Consider the following 14,647-nt stretch of genomic DNA (forward strand, 5'->3'; position numbering starts at 1 on the left):
GCTTTCTTCTGAAAAAATCGACAATTTTTCGAATTCACCTTTTCTCCGTTATTTGTTATAGTTATATTTGTATGATTTTTGAAATTGGAGGAATGGAACCTTGGAACGTGAACTCGCACTAGAAATTGTCCGTGTAACAGAAGCAGCAGCATTAGCATCCGCACAGTGGATGGGCCGCGGAAAGAAAAACGAAGCAGATGATGCAGCAACTACAGCAATGCGTGATATGTTCGATTCAGTAAACATGGCAGGTACAGTTGTAATTGGTGAAGGAGAACTTGATGAAGCACCGATGTTATATATTGGTGAAGAACTAGGAACAGGTAACGGTCCAGAAGTAGATATCGCCGTTGACCCATTAGAAGGTACAAACATCGTTGCAAAAGGTCTTGCAAATGCAATGGCAGTTATCGCAATCGCAGATAAAGGAAACCTTCTTCATGCTCCTGATATGTACATGGAAAAAATCGCGGTTGGTCCAAAAGCAGCTGGTAAAATTAGCTTAGATGATCCAATTGAAAAAACAATTGAAATTGTAGCAGAAGCTAACAATAAAAAGATTCGCGATCTAACAGTTATCGTTCAAGAACGTGAACGTCATCAAGATATTATTGATCGTGTTCGTGCAAAAGGTGCACGCGTAAAATTATTTGGTGATGGTGATGTTGGTGCGTCAATCGCAACAGCACTACCTGGGACAGGTATCGACTTATTCGTAGGTATCGGTGGAGCTCCAGAAGGTGTTATTTCTGCAGCAGCATTAAAATGTCTTGAAGGTGAAATGCAAGCTCGCTTAGTTCCAATGAACGAAGAAGAAGAAGCTCGTTGTCGTGAAATGGGATTAGAAGACCCTCGTCAACTTCTAATGCTAGAAGACTTAGTATCTGGTGATGACGCAATCTTCTCAGCAACTGGTGTATCTGCTGGTGAGTTATTAGACGGCGTGAAATTCCTAGGCGGAGATTTAGCTGAAACATACTCTATCGTAATGCGTTACAAAACAAGAACGGTACGATTCATTAAAACGCATCACCATTTAGATCATAAGCCACACTTAAACTTAGATATTTAATAAAAGGAGCCATGTGTATGGAAGAACGTTTCTTTCTGTACGACGACACTGTCGCTACAAAAACTCGTTTCGTTAGCTTTATGGGAGAAAATGAGCGTCATGATTTAGCGCTACTATACTCCGATCGTCATTACGGTAAAACAATTGTCCTTGATATGCAGCGTAATAAATTTGCAATCATCGGCGCCGACGATTTAAACGAACCAGGCTACTTAGAGCACGCATTTTCTATGACTGAAGAAATTGCAGAAGAATTACGCTCATTTTTATTTGAACTTATATAATTTATCGTAGGCACCAGCTTTTTAGCTGGTGCTTTTTCATCATAAGAGTTTTGAATTTTCAATCTTCTATGTTATAATGAAAAACAAATCTATTTGGATAGAAAGGACGTTATCTACGTATGCCAACATTTACTTTGTAATGGACCAGCAATTGGATAGCATTACTCTCAAAAAAGCACCGTGCTTTTTCAAGGGAGTAGTCTGCCCATTCCCATTACAAAGGAACGTATTGCATCTGTAGTATGATGTTTACGGAGGTTCCTAAGGGAACCTCCTTTTATTTTTGTCTTTTCCTCATGTCTTCATACTACAAGACATCCAAATAGCTGTATTACGTTTCTTTGCCACTACTATAAGAGGTGAAGAAAAATGCAGAAAGTACAACTTTCTTGGAGTTTATATGAAAATCAGCAAAACACAATCGAAAAATATTGTAAAAATTGCAGACGCACTACCCTATTTACCGACACAAATATTCGTAGGCATAACGCCAACGGAAAAAACATATATCGCTTTGCTATTTATAAATGTCCGAAAGATCATACGTGGAATCAAAAACTTCGGATTTATAAATCATTTACTGACCACGTTGAAACAGTTGATATGACGCAGCAAGATCAAACGGAAACAACTACTATTTCCATTACACAGCATAAAGAAAGTGGCATAGCTGAAATTACGATTGTATTAGACCTCGTTTTCGGTTCCCACCGGATGGATAAAGCTTTATCCACATATATTTCAGATTGGAGCCGTACACTCATTGTGGATAAAATTAAAAACGGGGATATTCAATTGAACGGGCAACAAATGAAGCCAAATACAATACTTTCTGAAGGCGATCATATCTCGATTTGTTTATAATGCAAAAAAATCCTCTTACGATTGTAAGAGGATTTTTTTATTTCTTCACTTTTCGTAATACGAAATGTGCACAACCGAAGTTGCAGTACTCGTATAAATACTCCGATAACGTACTAATTTTCGTATCATATGTCGCACGCTGGTTACTATCATCAAAGAAGCCGCGCAATCTAAGTTGCTCATAACCCCAGTCCCCAACGATGTAATCATATTTATTTAAAATTTCTGCATAGCGCTCTTTAAATGCTTCTTCACTAAAACCGTCACGAAAGTTTTTAATTACTTCGTACTGCACATTATTAATGCTCACCGTAGCATGAATCTCTTGCTTTTGCTCCATCATTAACTTCCTCTCTAAGCATTCTTCTTTTTATCGTATCACAAAGCATACCAACCAACAATTTCAAATACAAAAAATTGAAAATTAGTGCATGCTATGGAGAAGGAGGTGATACATCGTGAAAAAACAAATTATCCTTTCTCTTCTCACTCTTTCCTTATTTGCAGGCTGCCAATCAACGAATAAAGCCGAAATGGAACGTGAAGAAGGAAGTCGTGTTCTTGTTTCCAATAAAAACGACATGTATCATACGGAAAATACAAATACACGGCTTACAAGAGTCGGTTATTCATCTAAACAAAAGCATGAAGTGTCTAACAAACAAGTAGGAGCCATTAACCGTGAGAAAGTCGCTGAAATGATTACAAGCATGACAGTCAAACTTCCTGACGTTACAAACGCTGCTACGCTCGTTACCGATGATGAAGTATTTGTTGTATACCGTGCAAACACAACGGATCCAAAACTCGTAGCGGATCAAGTATATAGAGCTGCTTTGTCCATCGTCCCTCGCTATTATAAAGCATATGTATCAACAGACCAAAAGTTGATTTCTCAAATTCAAGGCCTTCAATCTGGTGCCTTAAATGATACAGAATATACACAGAGCCTCGATATGTTAAAACGTGAAATGAGTAAAAATCCTCATTTGAACAATACGGGGGATCAGACTTTGAATGATATGATAAAAAAATAAAGAAGGTGGAGAAAACCTCCATCTTCTTTATTTTTTTACTATTTCTTACGATTTGCGTAAACCTCCATCGCATCACACATAAACTGAGCTAATCCTTCACCAAACTTATCGATATTTTTCGTAAAGCGCTCATCAGCGACGTACATTTGACCAAGTCCTTTAAAAGCATCTAATGAATATTCACCGAAGTTTTGCAAGTAATTGTACCATACTCCAATTGCTTCTTGTGCCTCTTTAGAATCTGGTGCACCATGTCTAAGCGCCGCTAAATTTCTGTAAATCGTATTAAACTCTTCTTGATTGTCTTTTGACATACCTTTCGCATATTCATTCGCTTTATCTACAGCTGCGTCTCCCCATCTTTCACGCGCTTCTTCTTCGTACGGATTATGGCTGAAATCGAAGCCTTCAAATTTCTCTTTGTTCGTCATTTCAATCTCTCCTTTTGTATGCTGAATTGTCTTATCAATCGTCGCAATCACTTTATCTAACCGAGCACGCTTTTCAAGAAGCATTTTTTTATGAAGCTGCAGTGCCTCTTTCCGGTCAAATGATGGACTCATGATAATGTCTTTAATTTTCTTCAAAGGGAAGCCTAGTTCTTTAAAAAATAAAATTTGCTGCAACGTCTCTAAATTTTCATTGGAATACAAACGATATCCAGACTCTGTCGTCTCGTCTGGGGTTAACAACCCAATTTCATCGTAATGATGCAGTGTGCGCACACTAATTCCAACTAAACTAGCTACTTCTTTTACCTTCATTGCCATGTGTATCTCCCCCTTAGTACATACGATAAAGTATGACGCAACGTTAGAGTCAATAAGTAAATTCATTTTCTTTATAAAATATTTCATGCATAATAGATATGTACATATATTAGAAAGCGGTGAAAGTATGGTTTCAAATACTGTAATTGCCAGCATCATCTTTCAACTCATTGTCTCGATTCTGGTCCCAATTATTGTACTCGTTTATTTCCGTAAAAAATATAATATAAATTGGAAAGTGGTCGGCGTTGGTGTTCTTATCTTTATCGGATTTACCCAAATTCTCGAAACACCATTCCACCTATTTATGCGCGGTAATCCAGCAATCGCTCCAATTTTAGAAAATCCATTTGTTTTCGCACTTTATGGCGGACTCACTGCTGGTATTTTTGAAGAATTAGGACGCTTCGTTGCCTTCTTCTTCCTACTAAAAAAATATCAAGAATATAAAGATGGCTTTGCTTACGGAATAGGTCACGGCGGGATAGAATCCATTTTAGTTGGCGGATTCTCTGCATTCCAAGCACTTATATTTGCGAATTCAATTAACAACGGTAGCTTCGCCCAGATGGTCGAAAAAATGCCAGAACTAAGCCGCCTACAAGACATGTTAATTCAGCAACCTGCCTACTTATACTTCCTTGGCAGCTTAGAAAGAATTATGGCACTCGTGCTGCAAATCGCCTTTACAATGCTTGTTTTATACGCAGTGAAGCAGAAGAAATATATCTTCCTTGTGTACGCTATACTATTCCACGCACTTGTAGACTTCTTCGCGGCACTTTACCAAACGAAAACAATTAACATCTTTGTTGCAGAAGGAATCACCCTTCTCTTCACAATTGGTGCTATCATTCTTATTCGTAAAATGAAAGAGAAATTAATGAGTGTGCCGGAATAAAAAATAACCCGCCAATTGGTGGGTTATTTTTTATAAGGATTATCATAGTGATGATAACTTTTGCCACTTTGCAGCTCCTTCTTTGTTTCTGCATCTATAACGATGTACTTGTGTAACTCTTCTACTTCATTTTGAGAAAAGGAAGCGAAAAAATAAACTTGGCGATCAGGGTGAATAAAAGAATCTTGAAGCACCACTTCACCCCGACAACCCGCGGCTGTTTTTTGTAGAAAGGAAAATTCTTCGTCGGGTACTTCTTTAAATAAAATCTTTTTTCGAACACTATACGCTGCATTATTGTATTCTTTATACATTTTCTTATCTAACTGTTCGTAAAACACATCTTCGCTCACAAATGGCTTATTTCGATTACTTGGATAATCTAACTTTTGATTGGATTGTGCATATGTTGTGGACATTTGCGTCAGAAAACACATCATGAATACGATACATATCATTTTTTTCATACTGGCACCTCAATTTTCATTATCCACATTACTTTTCCACATATATAAATCAATATGCTGTTTCCAATAAAAAGGGATTTTTTCACATTTGTCGAAGTATATAGCGTCAACTTGAAAGATGGGGATGAATTATGAAGAAAATTATTGTCATACGACATTGTTCAGCAACTGGCCAAGAACGTGATGCCGAATTAACGACCGATGGAAAAAAACAAGCAAACACCCTTGCTACATTCCTCTTAGAAAACCAACTACAAATAGATCATATTATTTCAAGCCCATTTGTGTGAGCTATCGATTCTATTCGGCCCTATGCACTCCAAGCTAATTTGTCTATCCAAGAAGATGAACGATTAGCTGAACGCATATTAAGCGACGTTCCAATGGACGATTGGATGCAAAAACTAGAATCTACTTTTATAAATATAGATATTGCCTTTTCAGGCGGAGGGTCAACAAAACAAGCAACGGACCGTGCTATATCGCTTATCGAAGACGTTTTAAAATTAAACCATACTACAACATTACTCGTTACACATGGAAACTTACTTACGCTCATTTTAAAGCACTTTGATCATACGATCGGCTTTCATGAATGGAGAGCTTTAACGAATCCTGATATGTACGAAATTACAATTGATGAACAATGTAGCCTAAAACGATTATGGAAAGCACCGTCCAAGTAATATCTCTTTCCAACACATTCAGTTGACGCCACGAGAAGAAACTGTACTAATAATAGAAAGGGGTATCACTCCATATGTACGAAGATGTACTTGCTTTACTACATAAAACAAATGTTTCTTATGAAAAATTCGAACACGAACCGGTACTCGATTATGAGACAGATCGTATCGTACGCGAGAGGCTTGGCTTACAAGGTACTCCAAGTAAAAGCTTATTTTTAAAATCAAAAGCTGGAGATTATTACGTATTTTTCACGTTAGAGGGCACAAGGCTTAACCGCGGAGAGATGAAAGAACTAACAGGAGAACGCTTATCTCTCTGTTCTCCTGATGAACTGCGAGACAAAACTGGTTGTACGCCGGGATGTGTAGCTCCTTTCGGGTATTCACACGATGTAACAATTGTTGTGGATAACGCTATTTATACGTACGATAAAATTTTAATTACACCTGGTGTACCTGAATTTACAATTGAATTATCCACAGAAGAATTAAAAAAGATTTTATTAACATGTTCAAATACTGTTTTGGAGTACAAACAAAAAGAGAGCTAATCATTAGCTCCCTTTTTTCATTATTTTGCTTCTGCTGTTTTTTCTTTTGCAGAACGAACTTGCTCGTCCGCATGGTAAGAAGAACGCACAAGTGGGCCAGCTTCACAGTGGCTAAAGCCTTTGCTAAGTGCAATTTCTTTTAGCTCTGCAAATTCTGCTGGTGGATAATATTTAAGAACTGGTAAATGCTTCTTAGATGGTTGTAGGTATTGTCCAAGAGTTAAAATATCTACATTGTTTGCACGTAAGTCATCCATTGCTTCAATTAAATCTTCTCTCGTTTCACCTAAGCCCACCATAATGCTCGATTTAGTTGGAATATCAGGCTGCATTTCTTTTGCTCGACGTAAAAACTCTAATGAACGATCATATTTTGCTCTAGCGCGAACTCGGTCAGATAATCGACGTACTGTTTCAATGTTATGGTTTAAAATATCTGGTTTTGCATCCATTAACATTTTTAAGTTTTCTTCTACTCCACCCATATCAGATGGTAATACTTCGATTGACGTAAATGGATTTTTACGACGTACAGCGCGTACTGTTTCAGCAAAAACAGCTGCTCCACCATCTTTTAAATCATCACGTGCAACCGCTGTTATAACAACGTGCTTTAAGCCCATTTGTACTACAGAATCTGCTACGCGTTCTGGCTCTTGTAAATCAAGCTCAGTTGGTAAGCCTGTTTTAACCGCACAAAAACGACAAGCACGTGTACAAACCGCACCTAAAATCATAAATGTTGCTGTTTTTCTTACAGCCCAGCATTCATGAATATTCGGACATTTTGCTTCCTCACAAACTGTATGAAGATTTTTAGAACGCATCATTTTCTTTAAGCCTGTATAGTTTTCATTCGTGTTTAACTTAATTTTCAACCATTCGGGCTTGCGCTTATATTCTGTTTGTTTTGTCATGGTTATCAACTCCGCACAATATGAAATAGTTTACCGTGTTCGCTTCTTTCAATGTAACATATCTATTCTAACGTATGAAAGCGATTTGCTCAAATGAAGATTCTAAGATTTTTTCCAATCGTTCCCTATAATGAAATACTCCGTATATCCCACACTAAAAAGAGTGATGATGTGAAAGGAGTCTATTTCATGCTTCGAAAAATTTCTCTTTTGCTTTCGATTTGCTTTCTTCTCCACCAAAACATCGCTTACGGTGAAGATAATCAGCAAAGCATATACGAAAAGCGCATGGCACTATATAAAGAAACCGAGCAATCTTCAGGCATTCCGTGGTATTACTTAGCTGCAATGGATCAATACGAAAGAAATATACGGAGCGTAAGAAAAGATATTCCGAAAAAACCAGATGCCATCATTTCCCTTTATTTCAAACCAGAAATATGGGCTGGACCTGTTAATAGTAACGACACTCTCCCCCATACAATTGCTCTATTTGGCGGGTTAGGTTTAGATGGTGACAAAGATGGATTTGCAAATGCAAATAACGACCGTGATCTTTTGCATACAGCAGCAACGATTTTAAAGAAACAAGGAACGTCAGAAGAACGTATTAAAATCATGCTCTGGGAATATTATAGACGTGCGAAAACAGTTGAATTAATTACCGAATACGCCCAAATTTATAAACATTATGGACGTATTAATTTAGAAGGAAATGCGTTTCCTCTCCCTATTCGCAGTGACCATAGCTACCGTAGTACATTCGGCGCTGGAAGAAGCTTTGGAGGAAGAAGAGTTCATGAAGGAACTGATATTTTTGCAGGCTATGGCGTACCAGTAAAATCCACTTGCTATGGTATTATTGAAACAAAAGGCTGGAACCGCCTTGGCGGATGGCGCATCGGCATTCGTGACCTTCATAATAATTACCATTATTACGCTCATTTAGGCGGATTCTCAAAAGAAATACAGCTTGGGCAAATTGTCGAGCCTGGAAAAGTAATCGGATTTGTTGGTAGCACCGGTTACGGACCTCCTGGCACAGCTGGAAAATTCCCGCCCCACCTACATTTCGGTATGTATAAAGACAATGGTTATACAGAATGGGCTTTCGATCCATACATGCATTTAAGTCTTTGGGAGCGAAAAGAACGCGCGAATACAAAACGATAACCGTAGCACATTGCTACGGTTATTTTTTATATTCGACTAACTATCCGTTTTCTTTTTATCAGGTACAACAACACTTCCGCTTCCATAATACGTAGGCACTTCCCCTTGAACGATACGCGTCGCAATCGGAACATCTTGTTTTACTTTTATTTCTTTCGTATGAAATGGAATAATGACTTGCAACGTCACTTCCATCTCCATAATAATTTGAATCGCTGTCGTATTGATTCCGTGCGGCTCAATTTTTTGTTTAATATCCGTATTCACATGACCAATCGTTGTGAAATCAATTGGAATGTCGGGTCCGATATTTCCAAGAAGTGCATTATTTGTTACACGGCCAAACGGAACTGCCATCGTTGCCCCATTTTTTTCAGAAATACCTAACCCCTTCAAATTCCCTTGTTCTACTTGCTGTAAATATTTTTCTATGTATGTGGTCGTTGACGTTACGATTTCATTTACTTGCTTCGTATTTAAATTAATTGTGGATACTTTCCCGTTTTTATCATTTTGTACTTTCATTAATGAATCGACATCGAATCCCTCATCGATCCTATCTTTTACCGCCTTCGTCATAACCGCTGTCGCCATTTTATGTGTCTCTACTTCTCCATATTTCATTAATGTCGGCTGAATGCTGCTATTCACAATCCATAATCCTTGCACGAGTAATATGACAAAAAGAATAAACGACATAAGCAGTATATGCCGAAAGGAAATAGGTCCCCTTCGAAACCGCGAATTTTTCGAACGAAATATACTCATACAAAACCCTCCTTCTTATATCATTTCTATGCAAGAAGGAGGGACGATATATGCTTATCTCATTTTTAATAATGCTTCTTTTCCGATTGTACCAGCCGTAATACCTAACGCTTCGGCTTCAATCGTTACTGATTCTAGCGGCGCTTCAAGAAGTTGTTCAATCGTTCTTACACCAACCGCGCGGCCAGCAATAATACCTCGATCCCCTAACTTCTCATTTAAAAGACCTACATCTAATGCACCGCACATAATATATCCTTTATCGCTCATTACAGCTAGCAAATTTGTCTTTGGAAGTTTGACGCTAACCGCAATAAACGTATAATTATCGATTATAATTGGCTCTACATTAACCATAGTTCACACTCCTCTCTTTCTTATCTGTATGACAAGAGAAAAATGAGTGTTACAAGTTAACTAGCCTATAGTTTGACGGAAGATGTATAAGTTATTAACATGTCTGCTAACACATCTCTAAGTAGTTCTGGCATATAATATTGTTTGTCAGAAAGTGTGGATAGCTCTGGGTATAAGTATCCAAATGTGAACATATCGATCGTTCCCACTGTATATATACGATCTAACTCAAGCGATTCTCCGTTAATTAATACATCTTCGAGTAAAATTTTATTCCCGGGAATCGTATCTGGAATGACTTCTACACCAGCGTAAATCATTTTTCCCATTACCTTCCCGCGGAATCCGAATCCTTTTACCTCAAGGTTCTCCATATTCGGGCGGCGTGCTTTCAAGATCACTTCTCGTAACGTTTTCCCCGGCACTTTCAATAAACATGGATTAATGGGATGTGGACAAATTCTGTGAATATCTCCGCGCGTCACAACTCCTTCTTCTAATCCTTCAAGAAGTACACCAGCGTTCACCATGCCAATCTCTGCACCACACCAGTTTTTCAGCGCATTTGCTAACATGTGCGAAAATGCTGTCTCATGAAACCAATCAACCGGTAATGATTCCTTTAAATGAACGACAGGCTCTTCCATAATATGTTCACTTTCTTCCTGCAGCGCTTCAATTGTGGATAACGGTTTGCTATAAGCACCTAAACGTTCAGTCTTAATCGCTCTACCATCCTTGTTCAACAACTTCTTCGTCTCTTTATCCACAGTAAGTTGAACGTGCCCAACGTAACGTCCCCACTTCTCACAACAGCATAGTAACGTATTATTCATAAGAACACCACGCTCAAATAAATGATGCGTATGTGCCCCTAAAATAACATCTATATCATAATGCTCCGCCATATGCTCATCCATGCTTTTTCCAAGGTGAGAAAGGACAACCGTTATATGAGCCTCATCTCTCACTTCTTCTAAAATAGACTCTAAATGCTCGATTGGATCTTCAATATGCCAATCTAACATTTGATAAAACTCTGGATACGCAACCGTTAATCCGATAAAAGCAATCGTAATCCCATCTGTCGTTGTATGTAATTTATAAGGCTTTGCCCACTCTGGACGTACCCCTTCTTTTTCAAATAAATTCGCGACAAGCACCTCAAATCCAGCATCATCATATAGACGATTCAAATGCTCCTTCGCTAACGTAATTCCTTCATTGTTTCCGATCGTTACATAATCATATAACGCCTCATTTAAAAGCTTCGTATTGCCAAGCCCATTCGTCGCTTCCGAAATACTATGAAAACGATCCACATGATCGCCGATATCTACAGTCAAAACGGTCTCTCCCGCTTCCTGTCTTCGCTTTTTCTCTCCTTGTACAAACCGAGAAATTTGCGGCCAATTTTCAAAATGACTATGTATATCGTTTGTATGATAAAGGTGGATAATTGTTTCTTTATTTATATTCAGAGAAAAAACCTCCTCTCAGTTCCTTACTGCCATTTACGCTATGCGTACGCAATAATCCTGTAAATACTTTTCGTCTTTTCTTGCTATTTTACATTGTACTCGCATTGTGAAAAAAAGCAAAAGATTGCCCTTTTCATATGAAAAACTTTCTTTTTTAGTTGTTGGATTCGTTGAGAGAACGGAGGGGGGATTTGTCAGAAAGTTTGTTGAGTGGTTTTACGAGGTGTTTGGTGGATTTCCTTGTGTGGGTCCTTGTGGGGGTTCCTTGTGGGGGTTTGTCAATATCTTAGCCTCAACTACTTCCATTCGGCCACTTCATGCATATCATCTAAATATTGAGGGGTATACGCCCGCTCTGCTATGTCGTAATTTGTTGATAAGTCGATATTCCTTGTCGAATCGTCGATATATTGAAATAATCGCTGATATATTGAAATAATCGTCGATATATTTGAAAAATCGCTGATATATTGAAATGTATACTAGCAGGGGTATACTCATGCACATATACCTTGTAACACGACATATGTCGTGTTACAATCTCATTATAAGGTGGTGAACCATAAAATGGATAAAGAGATATTAAAAGGAAGTATTGATATTTTACTTCTCTCCATCATTAAACAGCACGATACGTACGGATATGAAATTATTCAAAAGCTAAAAGAAAACAGCAATGATTTATACACAATGAGCCAAGGTACACTCTATCCAGCACTCAAACGTCTGGAACAAAAGGATTTAATAAATTCCTACTGGGGTGAATCTGAAACGGGTATGAAACGAAAATTTTATCGCATTACTACGAACGGAAAGAAAATTTTAGAAGAAAAACTAACAGCGTGGGATTCAGTTACAGCTCTTATTAAAACTTGTCAGAAAGGAGCTTTAAATTAATGACGATTGAAGAATATATAAAGAGTATCGTTCAAAAAACAAACCTATCCCAATCTGATAAAAGCGAACTATACTTCGAAATTTATGATCATCTCATAAGCTTAAAACAAGAATTTCTCAATCAAGGAAAATCTGAAAAAGAAGCTACTGCATTAGCCATTCAAAACTTTGGAGAAGCCTCTACTTTAGGAACTGAAATTGAAAAAGCGATGCAATCTTCTACACAAAAATATGTACAGTGGATTGGCTGGGGATTGTTTTTACCGTATTCGTTTGTTTTGTTATTTAAACTATTGCTCGGGAGGTCAGCCTTTTACTTTGGTAATCTGAAGTACTTCTTTGAAACAGGTGACTGGCATGCTATACACGGTGGGTTAATAAACTTAATTCCTTTCAGAAGTACAATCAACTATTTAAGTGGATTCGATCCTACTCATTTACTAGATCCTTATAATATAGAAATCGTACTTATGAACACATTAGGAAACGTCATCATATTCATCCCATTCGGATTCCTGCTACCTTTATTATTTAAACAAATTAACAATGTAAAAATGGCATCCAAAATTTTTATTAAGTTCATTTTATTAATTGAATCGTTACAACTCCTTACCTTTACTGGTGTTTTCGATATTGATGACATCATACTCAATATGCTAGGAGCTTTAATTGGGTACGGTTCTTTTGTTGGGATAAAGTATATTTTGGAACGTGTTAAATCTGTGGATAAGGTGGATACGATTTAGGTTCGGGGTATACGACCTGTTCTTCCTGTCGTAATTTGTTGATAAGTCGATATCCCTTGTCGAATCGCCGATATATTGAAATAATCGCTGATATATTCGGAGTTATGGTCGATATATTTGAAAAATCGCTGATATATTTAGCTGAGAAACCTACCTGGGTATCTCGGCTAACCCCACCCCAAGCCAAGCTCACACAATAAAAAAAGCGCCCTGCACAGCAGGGCGCTTTCTTCATACATATATTAACCGATAGAACCTTCCATCTCAAACTTGATTAGGCGGTTCATTTCAACTGCGTATTCCATTGGAAGTTCGCGAGTGAATGGCTCGATGAAGCCCATTACGATCATTTCTGTAGCTTCTTGCTCAGAAATACCGCGGCTCATTAGGTAGAATAATTGTTCTTCTGATACTTTCGATACTTTCGCTTCGTGCTCAAGTGAAACGTAATCGTTTTTGATTTCGTTGTAAGGAATTGTATCAGATGTAGATTGATTATCCATGATTAACGTGTCACATTCGATGTTAGAGCGAGAGTTTTTCGCTTTTGGTCCGAAGTGTACGATACCACGGTAAGTTACTTTACCACCATGCTTCGCAATCGATTTAGAAACGATTGTTGAAGACGTGTTTGGTGCTAAGTGAATCATTTTTGCACCAGCATCTTGGTGTTGGCCTTTACCAGCAATCGCGATAGATAATGTTAAACCACGAGCGCCTTCGCCTTTTAAGATAACTGCTGGGTATTTCATCGTTAATTTAGATCCGATGTTACCGTCAATCCATTCCATCGTTGCGTTTTCTTCACAAACCGCACGTTTTGTAACTAGGTTGTATACGTTGTTCGCCCAGTTTTGGATTGTTGTATAACGGCAATATGCATCTTTCTTAATGATGATTTCTACTACCGCACTGTGAAGTGAGTTAGTCGTGTAAACAGGTGCTGTACAACCTTCTACGTAGTGTACGTGTGCGCCTTCGTCTACGATGATAAGCGTACGCTCGAATTGTCCCATATTTTCAGAGTTAATACGGAAATACGCTTGAAGTGGTGTATCAACTTTCACACCTTTTGGAACGTAGATGAATGATCCACCAGACCAAACTGCAGAGTTTAATGCTGCGAATTTGTTGTCTGTTGGTGGGATTACTTTTCCGAAATGCTCACGGAAAATATCTTCGTTCTCTTTTAATGCGCTATCTGTATCTTTAAAGACGATTCCTAGAGCTTCTAGGTCTTCTTTCATGTTGTGGTATACAACTTCAGATTCGTACTGTGCAGATACACCAGCTAAATATTTTTGCTCAGCTTCTGGAATACCTAATTTATCAAATGTCGCTTTAATTTCATCAGGTACTTCATCCCAAGACTTCTCAGATTTCTCAGATGGTTTTACGTAGTACGTAATTTCATCGAAATCTAAGTCGTTTAAGTCGCCGCCCCATTGTGGCATTGGCATTTCATAGAACTTATCCAGTGATTTTAAACGGAAGTCTAACATCCACTGTGGTTCTTCTTTCATACGTGAAATCTCTTCAACGATCTCTTTTGTTAAACCGCGTCCAGCACGGAAAATCGAAACGTCTTTGTCTTTGAAACCATATTTATAATCGCCGATATCTGGCAGTTGCTTCGCCATGTTGGTGTGTCCCTCCTTAGATAACCTCGTTTT

The 14,647-nt window shown here is 38.0% G+C and carries 17 protein-coding genes and 1 pseudogene; 10 read left to right on the plus strand and 8 right to left on the minus strand.

The window, feature by feature from the left end; translation table 11 throughout:
* Window positions 1-100: 100 nt before the first annotated feature.
* The 3 genes from glpX to PDK19_RS19635 all read left to right on the plus strand — a co-directional run bounded on the left by glpX (window position 101) and on the right by PDK19_RS19635 (window position 2,220).
* On the plus strand, window positions 101-1,072 hold the full coding sequence (gene glpX / locus PDK19_RS19625; RefSeq protein ID WP_000439091.1) for a class II fructose-bisphosphatase: 972 nt from the start codon (window positions 101-103) through the stop codon (window positions 1,070-1,072).
* Between the two features lie 17 nt (window positions 1,073-1,089).
* On the plus strand, window positions 1,090-1,356 hold the full coding sequence (locus tag PDK19_RS19630) for a DUF3055 domain-containing protein (protein ID WP_000392606.1): 267 nt from the start codon (window positions 1,090-1,092) through the stop codon (window positions 1,354-1,356).
* Between the two features lie 369 nt (window positions 1,357-1,725).
* Window positions 1,726-2,220 (plus strand): hypothetical protein, encoded by a 495-nt coding sequence (locus PDK19_RS19635; protein ID WP_014893433.1) that lies wholly within the window; start codon window positions 1,726-1,728, stop codon window positions 2,218-2,220.
* Window positions 2,221-2,257: 37 nt separating this feature from the next.
* Here the strand turns inward: PDK19_RS19635 and PDK19_RS19640 are convergent, their stop codons facing one another.
* A complete protein-coding gene (locus tag PDK19_RS19640) occupies window positions 2,258-2,560 on the minus strand; it encodes a YutD family protein (RefSeq protein WP_000435941.1) in 303 nt (100 codons plus the stop codon).
* A gap of 118 nt (window positions 2,561-2,678) precedes the next feature.
* Here PDK19_RS19640 and PDK19_RS19645 point away from each other — a divergent pair, with 118 nt between their 5' ends.
* Window positions 2,679-3,257 carry a YhcN/YlaJ family sporulation lipoprotein gene (locus PDK19_RS19645; protein WP_000744038.1) on the plus strand — a complete coding sequence of 193 codons (579 nt, stop codon included), beginning with the start codon at window positions 2,679-2,681 and terminating at the stop codon, window positions 3,255-3,257.
* A 38-nt stretch (window positions 3,258-3,295) separates the two neighbouring features.
* On the opposite strand, the gene PDK19_RS19650 is transcribed toward PDK19_RS19645, so the two are convergent.
* Window positions 3,296-4,027 (minus strand): MerR family transcriptional regulator, encoded by a 732-nt coding sequence (locus PDK19_RS19650; protein ID WP_270707879.1) that lies wholly within the window; start codon window positions 4,025-4,027, stop codon window positions 3,296-3,298.
* Between the two features lie 85 nt (window positions 4,028-4,112).
* Here PDK19_RS19650 and PDK19_RS19655 point away from each other — a divergent pair, with 85 nt between their 5' ends.
* Window positions 4,113-4,928 (plus strand): YhfC family intramembrane metalloprotease, encoded by an 816-nt coding sequence (locus PDK19_RS19655; protein ID WP_011040809.1) that lies wholly within the window; start codon window positions 4,113-4,115, stop codon window positions 4,926-4,928.
* A gap of 23 nt (window positions 4,929-4,951) precedes the next feature.
* Here the strand turns inward: PDK19_RS19655 and PDK19_RS19660 are convergent, their stop codons facing one another.
* Complete coding sequence (locus tag PDK19_RS19660) at window positions 4,952-5,395, minus strand: hypothetical protein (protein ID WP_073530176.1); 444 nt, start codon at window positions 5,393-5,395, stop codon at window positions 4,952-4,954.
* Between the two features lie 131 nt (window positions 5,396-5,526).
* On the opposite strand from PDK19_RS19660, the pseudogene PDK19_RS19665 reads away from it, so the two are divergent.
* Window positions 5,527-6,081, plus strand: a pseudogene (locus tag PDK19_RS19665) (histidine phosphatase family protein).
* Window positions 6,082-6,155: 74 nt separating this feature from the next.
* The gene (locus PDK19_RS19670; protein WP_270707882.1) at window positions 6,156-6,635 is read left to right on the plus strand and encodes a YbaK/EbsC family protein; all 480 of its coding nucleotides are present in this window, start codon (window positions 6,156-6,158) and stop codon (window positions 6,633-6,635) included.
* A 20-nt stretch (window positions 6,636-6,655) separates the two neighbouring features.
* On the opposite strand, the gene lipA is transcribed toward PDK19_RS19670, so the two are convergent.
* Window positions 6,656-7,552 (minus strand): lipoyl synthase, encoded by an 897-nt coding sequence (gene lipA, locus PDK19_RS19675; protein ID WP_000166369.1) that lies wholly within the window; start codon window positions 7,550-7,552, stop codon window positions 6,656-6,658.
* A 189-nt stretch (window positions 7,553-7,741) separates the two neighbouring features.
* Here lipA and PDK19_RS19680 point away from each other — a divergent pair, with 189 nt between their 5' ends.
* The gene (locus PDK19_RS19680; protein WP_270707883.1) at window positions 7,742-8,725 is read left to right on the plus strand and encodes a M23 family metallopeptidase; all 984 of its coding nucleotides are present in this window, start codon (window positions 7,742-7,744) and stop codon (window positions 8,723-8,725) included.
* A gap of 36 nt (window positions 8,726-8,761) precedes the next feature.
* On the opposite strand, the gene yunB is transcribed toward PDK19_RS19680, so the two are convergent.
* From yunB to PDK19_RS19695, 3 genes are all read right to left on the minus strand, one after another.
* Window positions 8,762-9,493: a sporulation protein YunB gene (gene yunB, locus PDK19_RS19685; RefSeq protein ID WP_000021810.1), complete on the minus strand. Its 732-nt coding sequence runs from the start codon at window positions 9,491-9,493 to the stop codon at window positions 8,762-8,764.
* Window positions 9,494-9,547: 54 nt separating this feature from the next.
* Window positions 9,548-9,850 (minus strand): YunC family protein, encoded by a 303-nt coding sequence (locus tag PDK19_RS19690; protein ID WP_000248463.1) that lies wholly within the window; start codon window positions 9,848-9,850, stop codon window positions 9,548-9,550.
* Window positions 9,851-9,915: 65 nt separating this feature from the next.
* Window positions 9,916-11,331, minus strand: coding sequence for a bifunctional metallophosphatase/5'-nucleotidase (locus tag PDK19_RS19695; RefSeq protein ID WP_276068229.1), 1,416 nt, complete (start codon window positions 11,329-11,331; stop codon window positions 9,916-9,918).
* 567 nt (window positions 11,332-11,898) lie between these two features.
* Between PDK19_RS19695 and PDK19_RS19700 the strand changes: the two genes are divergently transcribed.
* Window positions 11,899-12,228, plus strand: a complete 330-nt coding sequence (locus PDK19_RS19700) for a PadR family transcriptional regulator (protein ID WP_000356633.1) — start codon at window positions 11,899-11,901, stop codon at window positions 12,226-12,228.
* Window positions 12,228-12,974 (plus strand): VanZ family protein, encoded by a 747-nt coding sequence (locus PDK19_RS19705; RefSeq protein WP_014893430.1) that lies wholly within the window; start codon window positions 12,228-12,230, stop codon window positions 12,972-12,974. Before PDK19_RS19700 ends, PDK19_RS19705 begins: the two co-directional genes overlap by 1 nt.
* Before the next feature lie 242 nt (window positions 12,975-13,216).
* Here PDK19_RS19705 and sufB read toward each other — a convergent pair whose 3' ends face one another.
* Window positions 13,217-14,614, minus strand: a complete 1,398-nt coding sequence (gene sufB / locus PDK19_RS19710) for a Fe-S cluster assembly protein SufB (protein WP_001118823.1) — start codon at window positions 14,612-14,614, stop codon at window positions 13,217-13,219.
* Between the last annotated feature and the right edge of the window lie 33 nt (window positions 14,615-14,647).

This window comes from Bacillus cereus group sp. BcHK124 (assembly GCF_027712065.1).
Lineage (GTDB): Bacteria > Bacillota > Bacilli > Bacillales > Bacillaceae_G > Bacillus_A > Bacillus_A pacificus.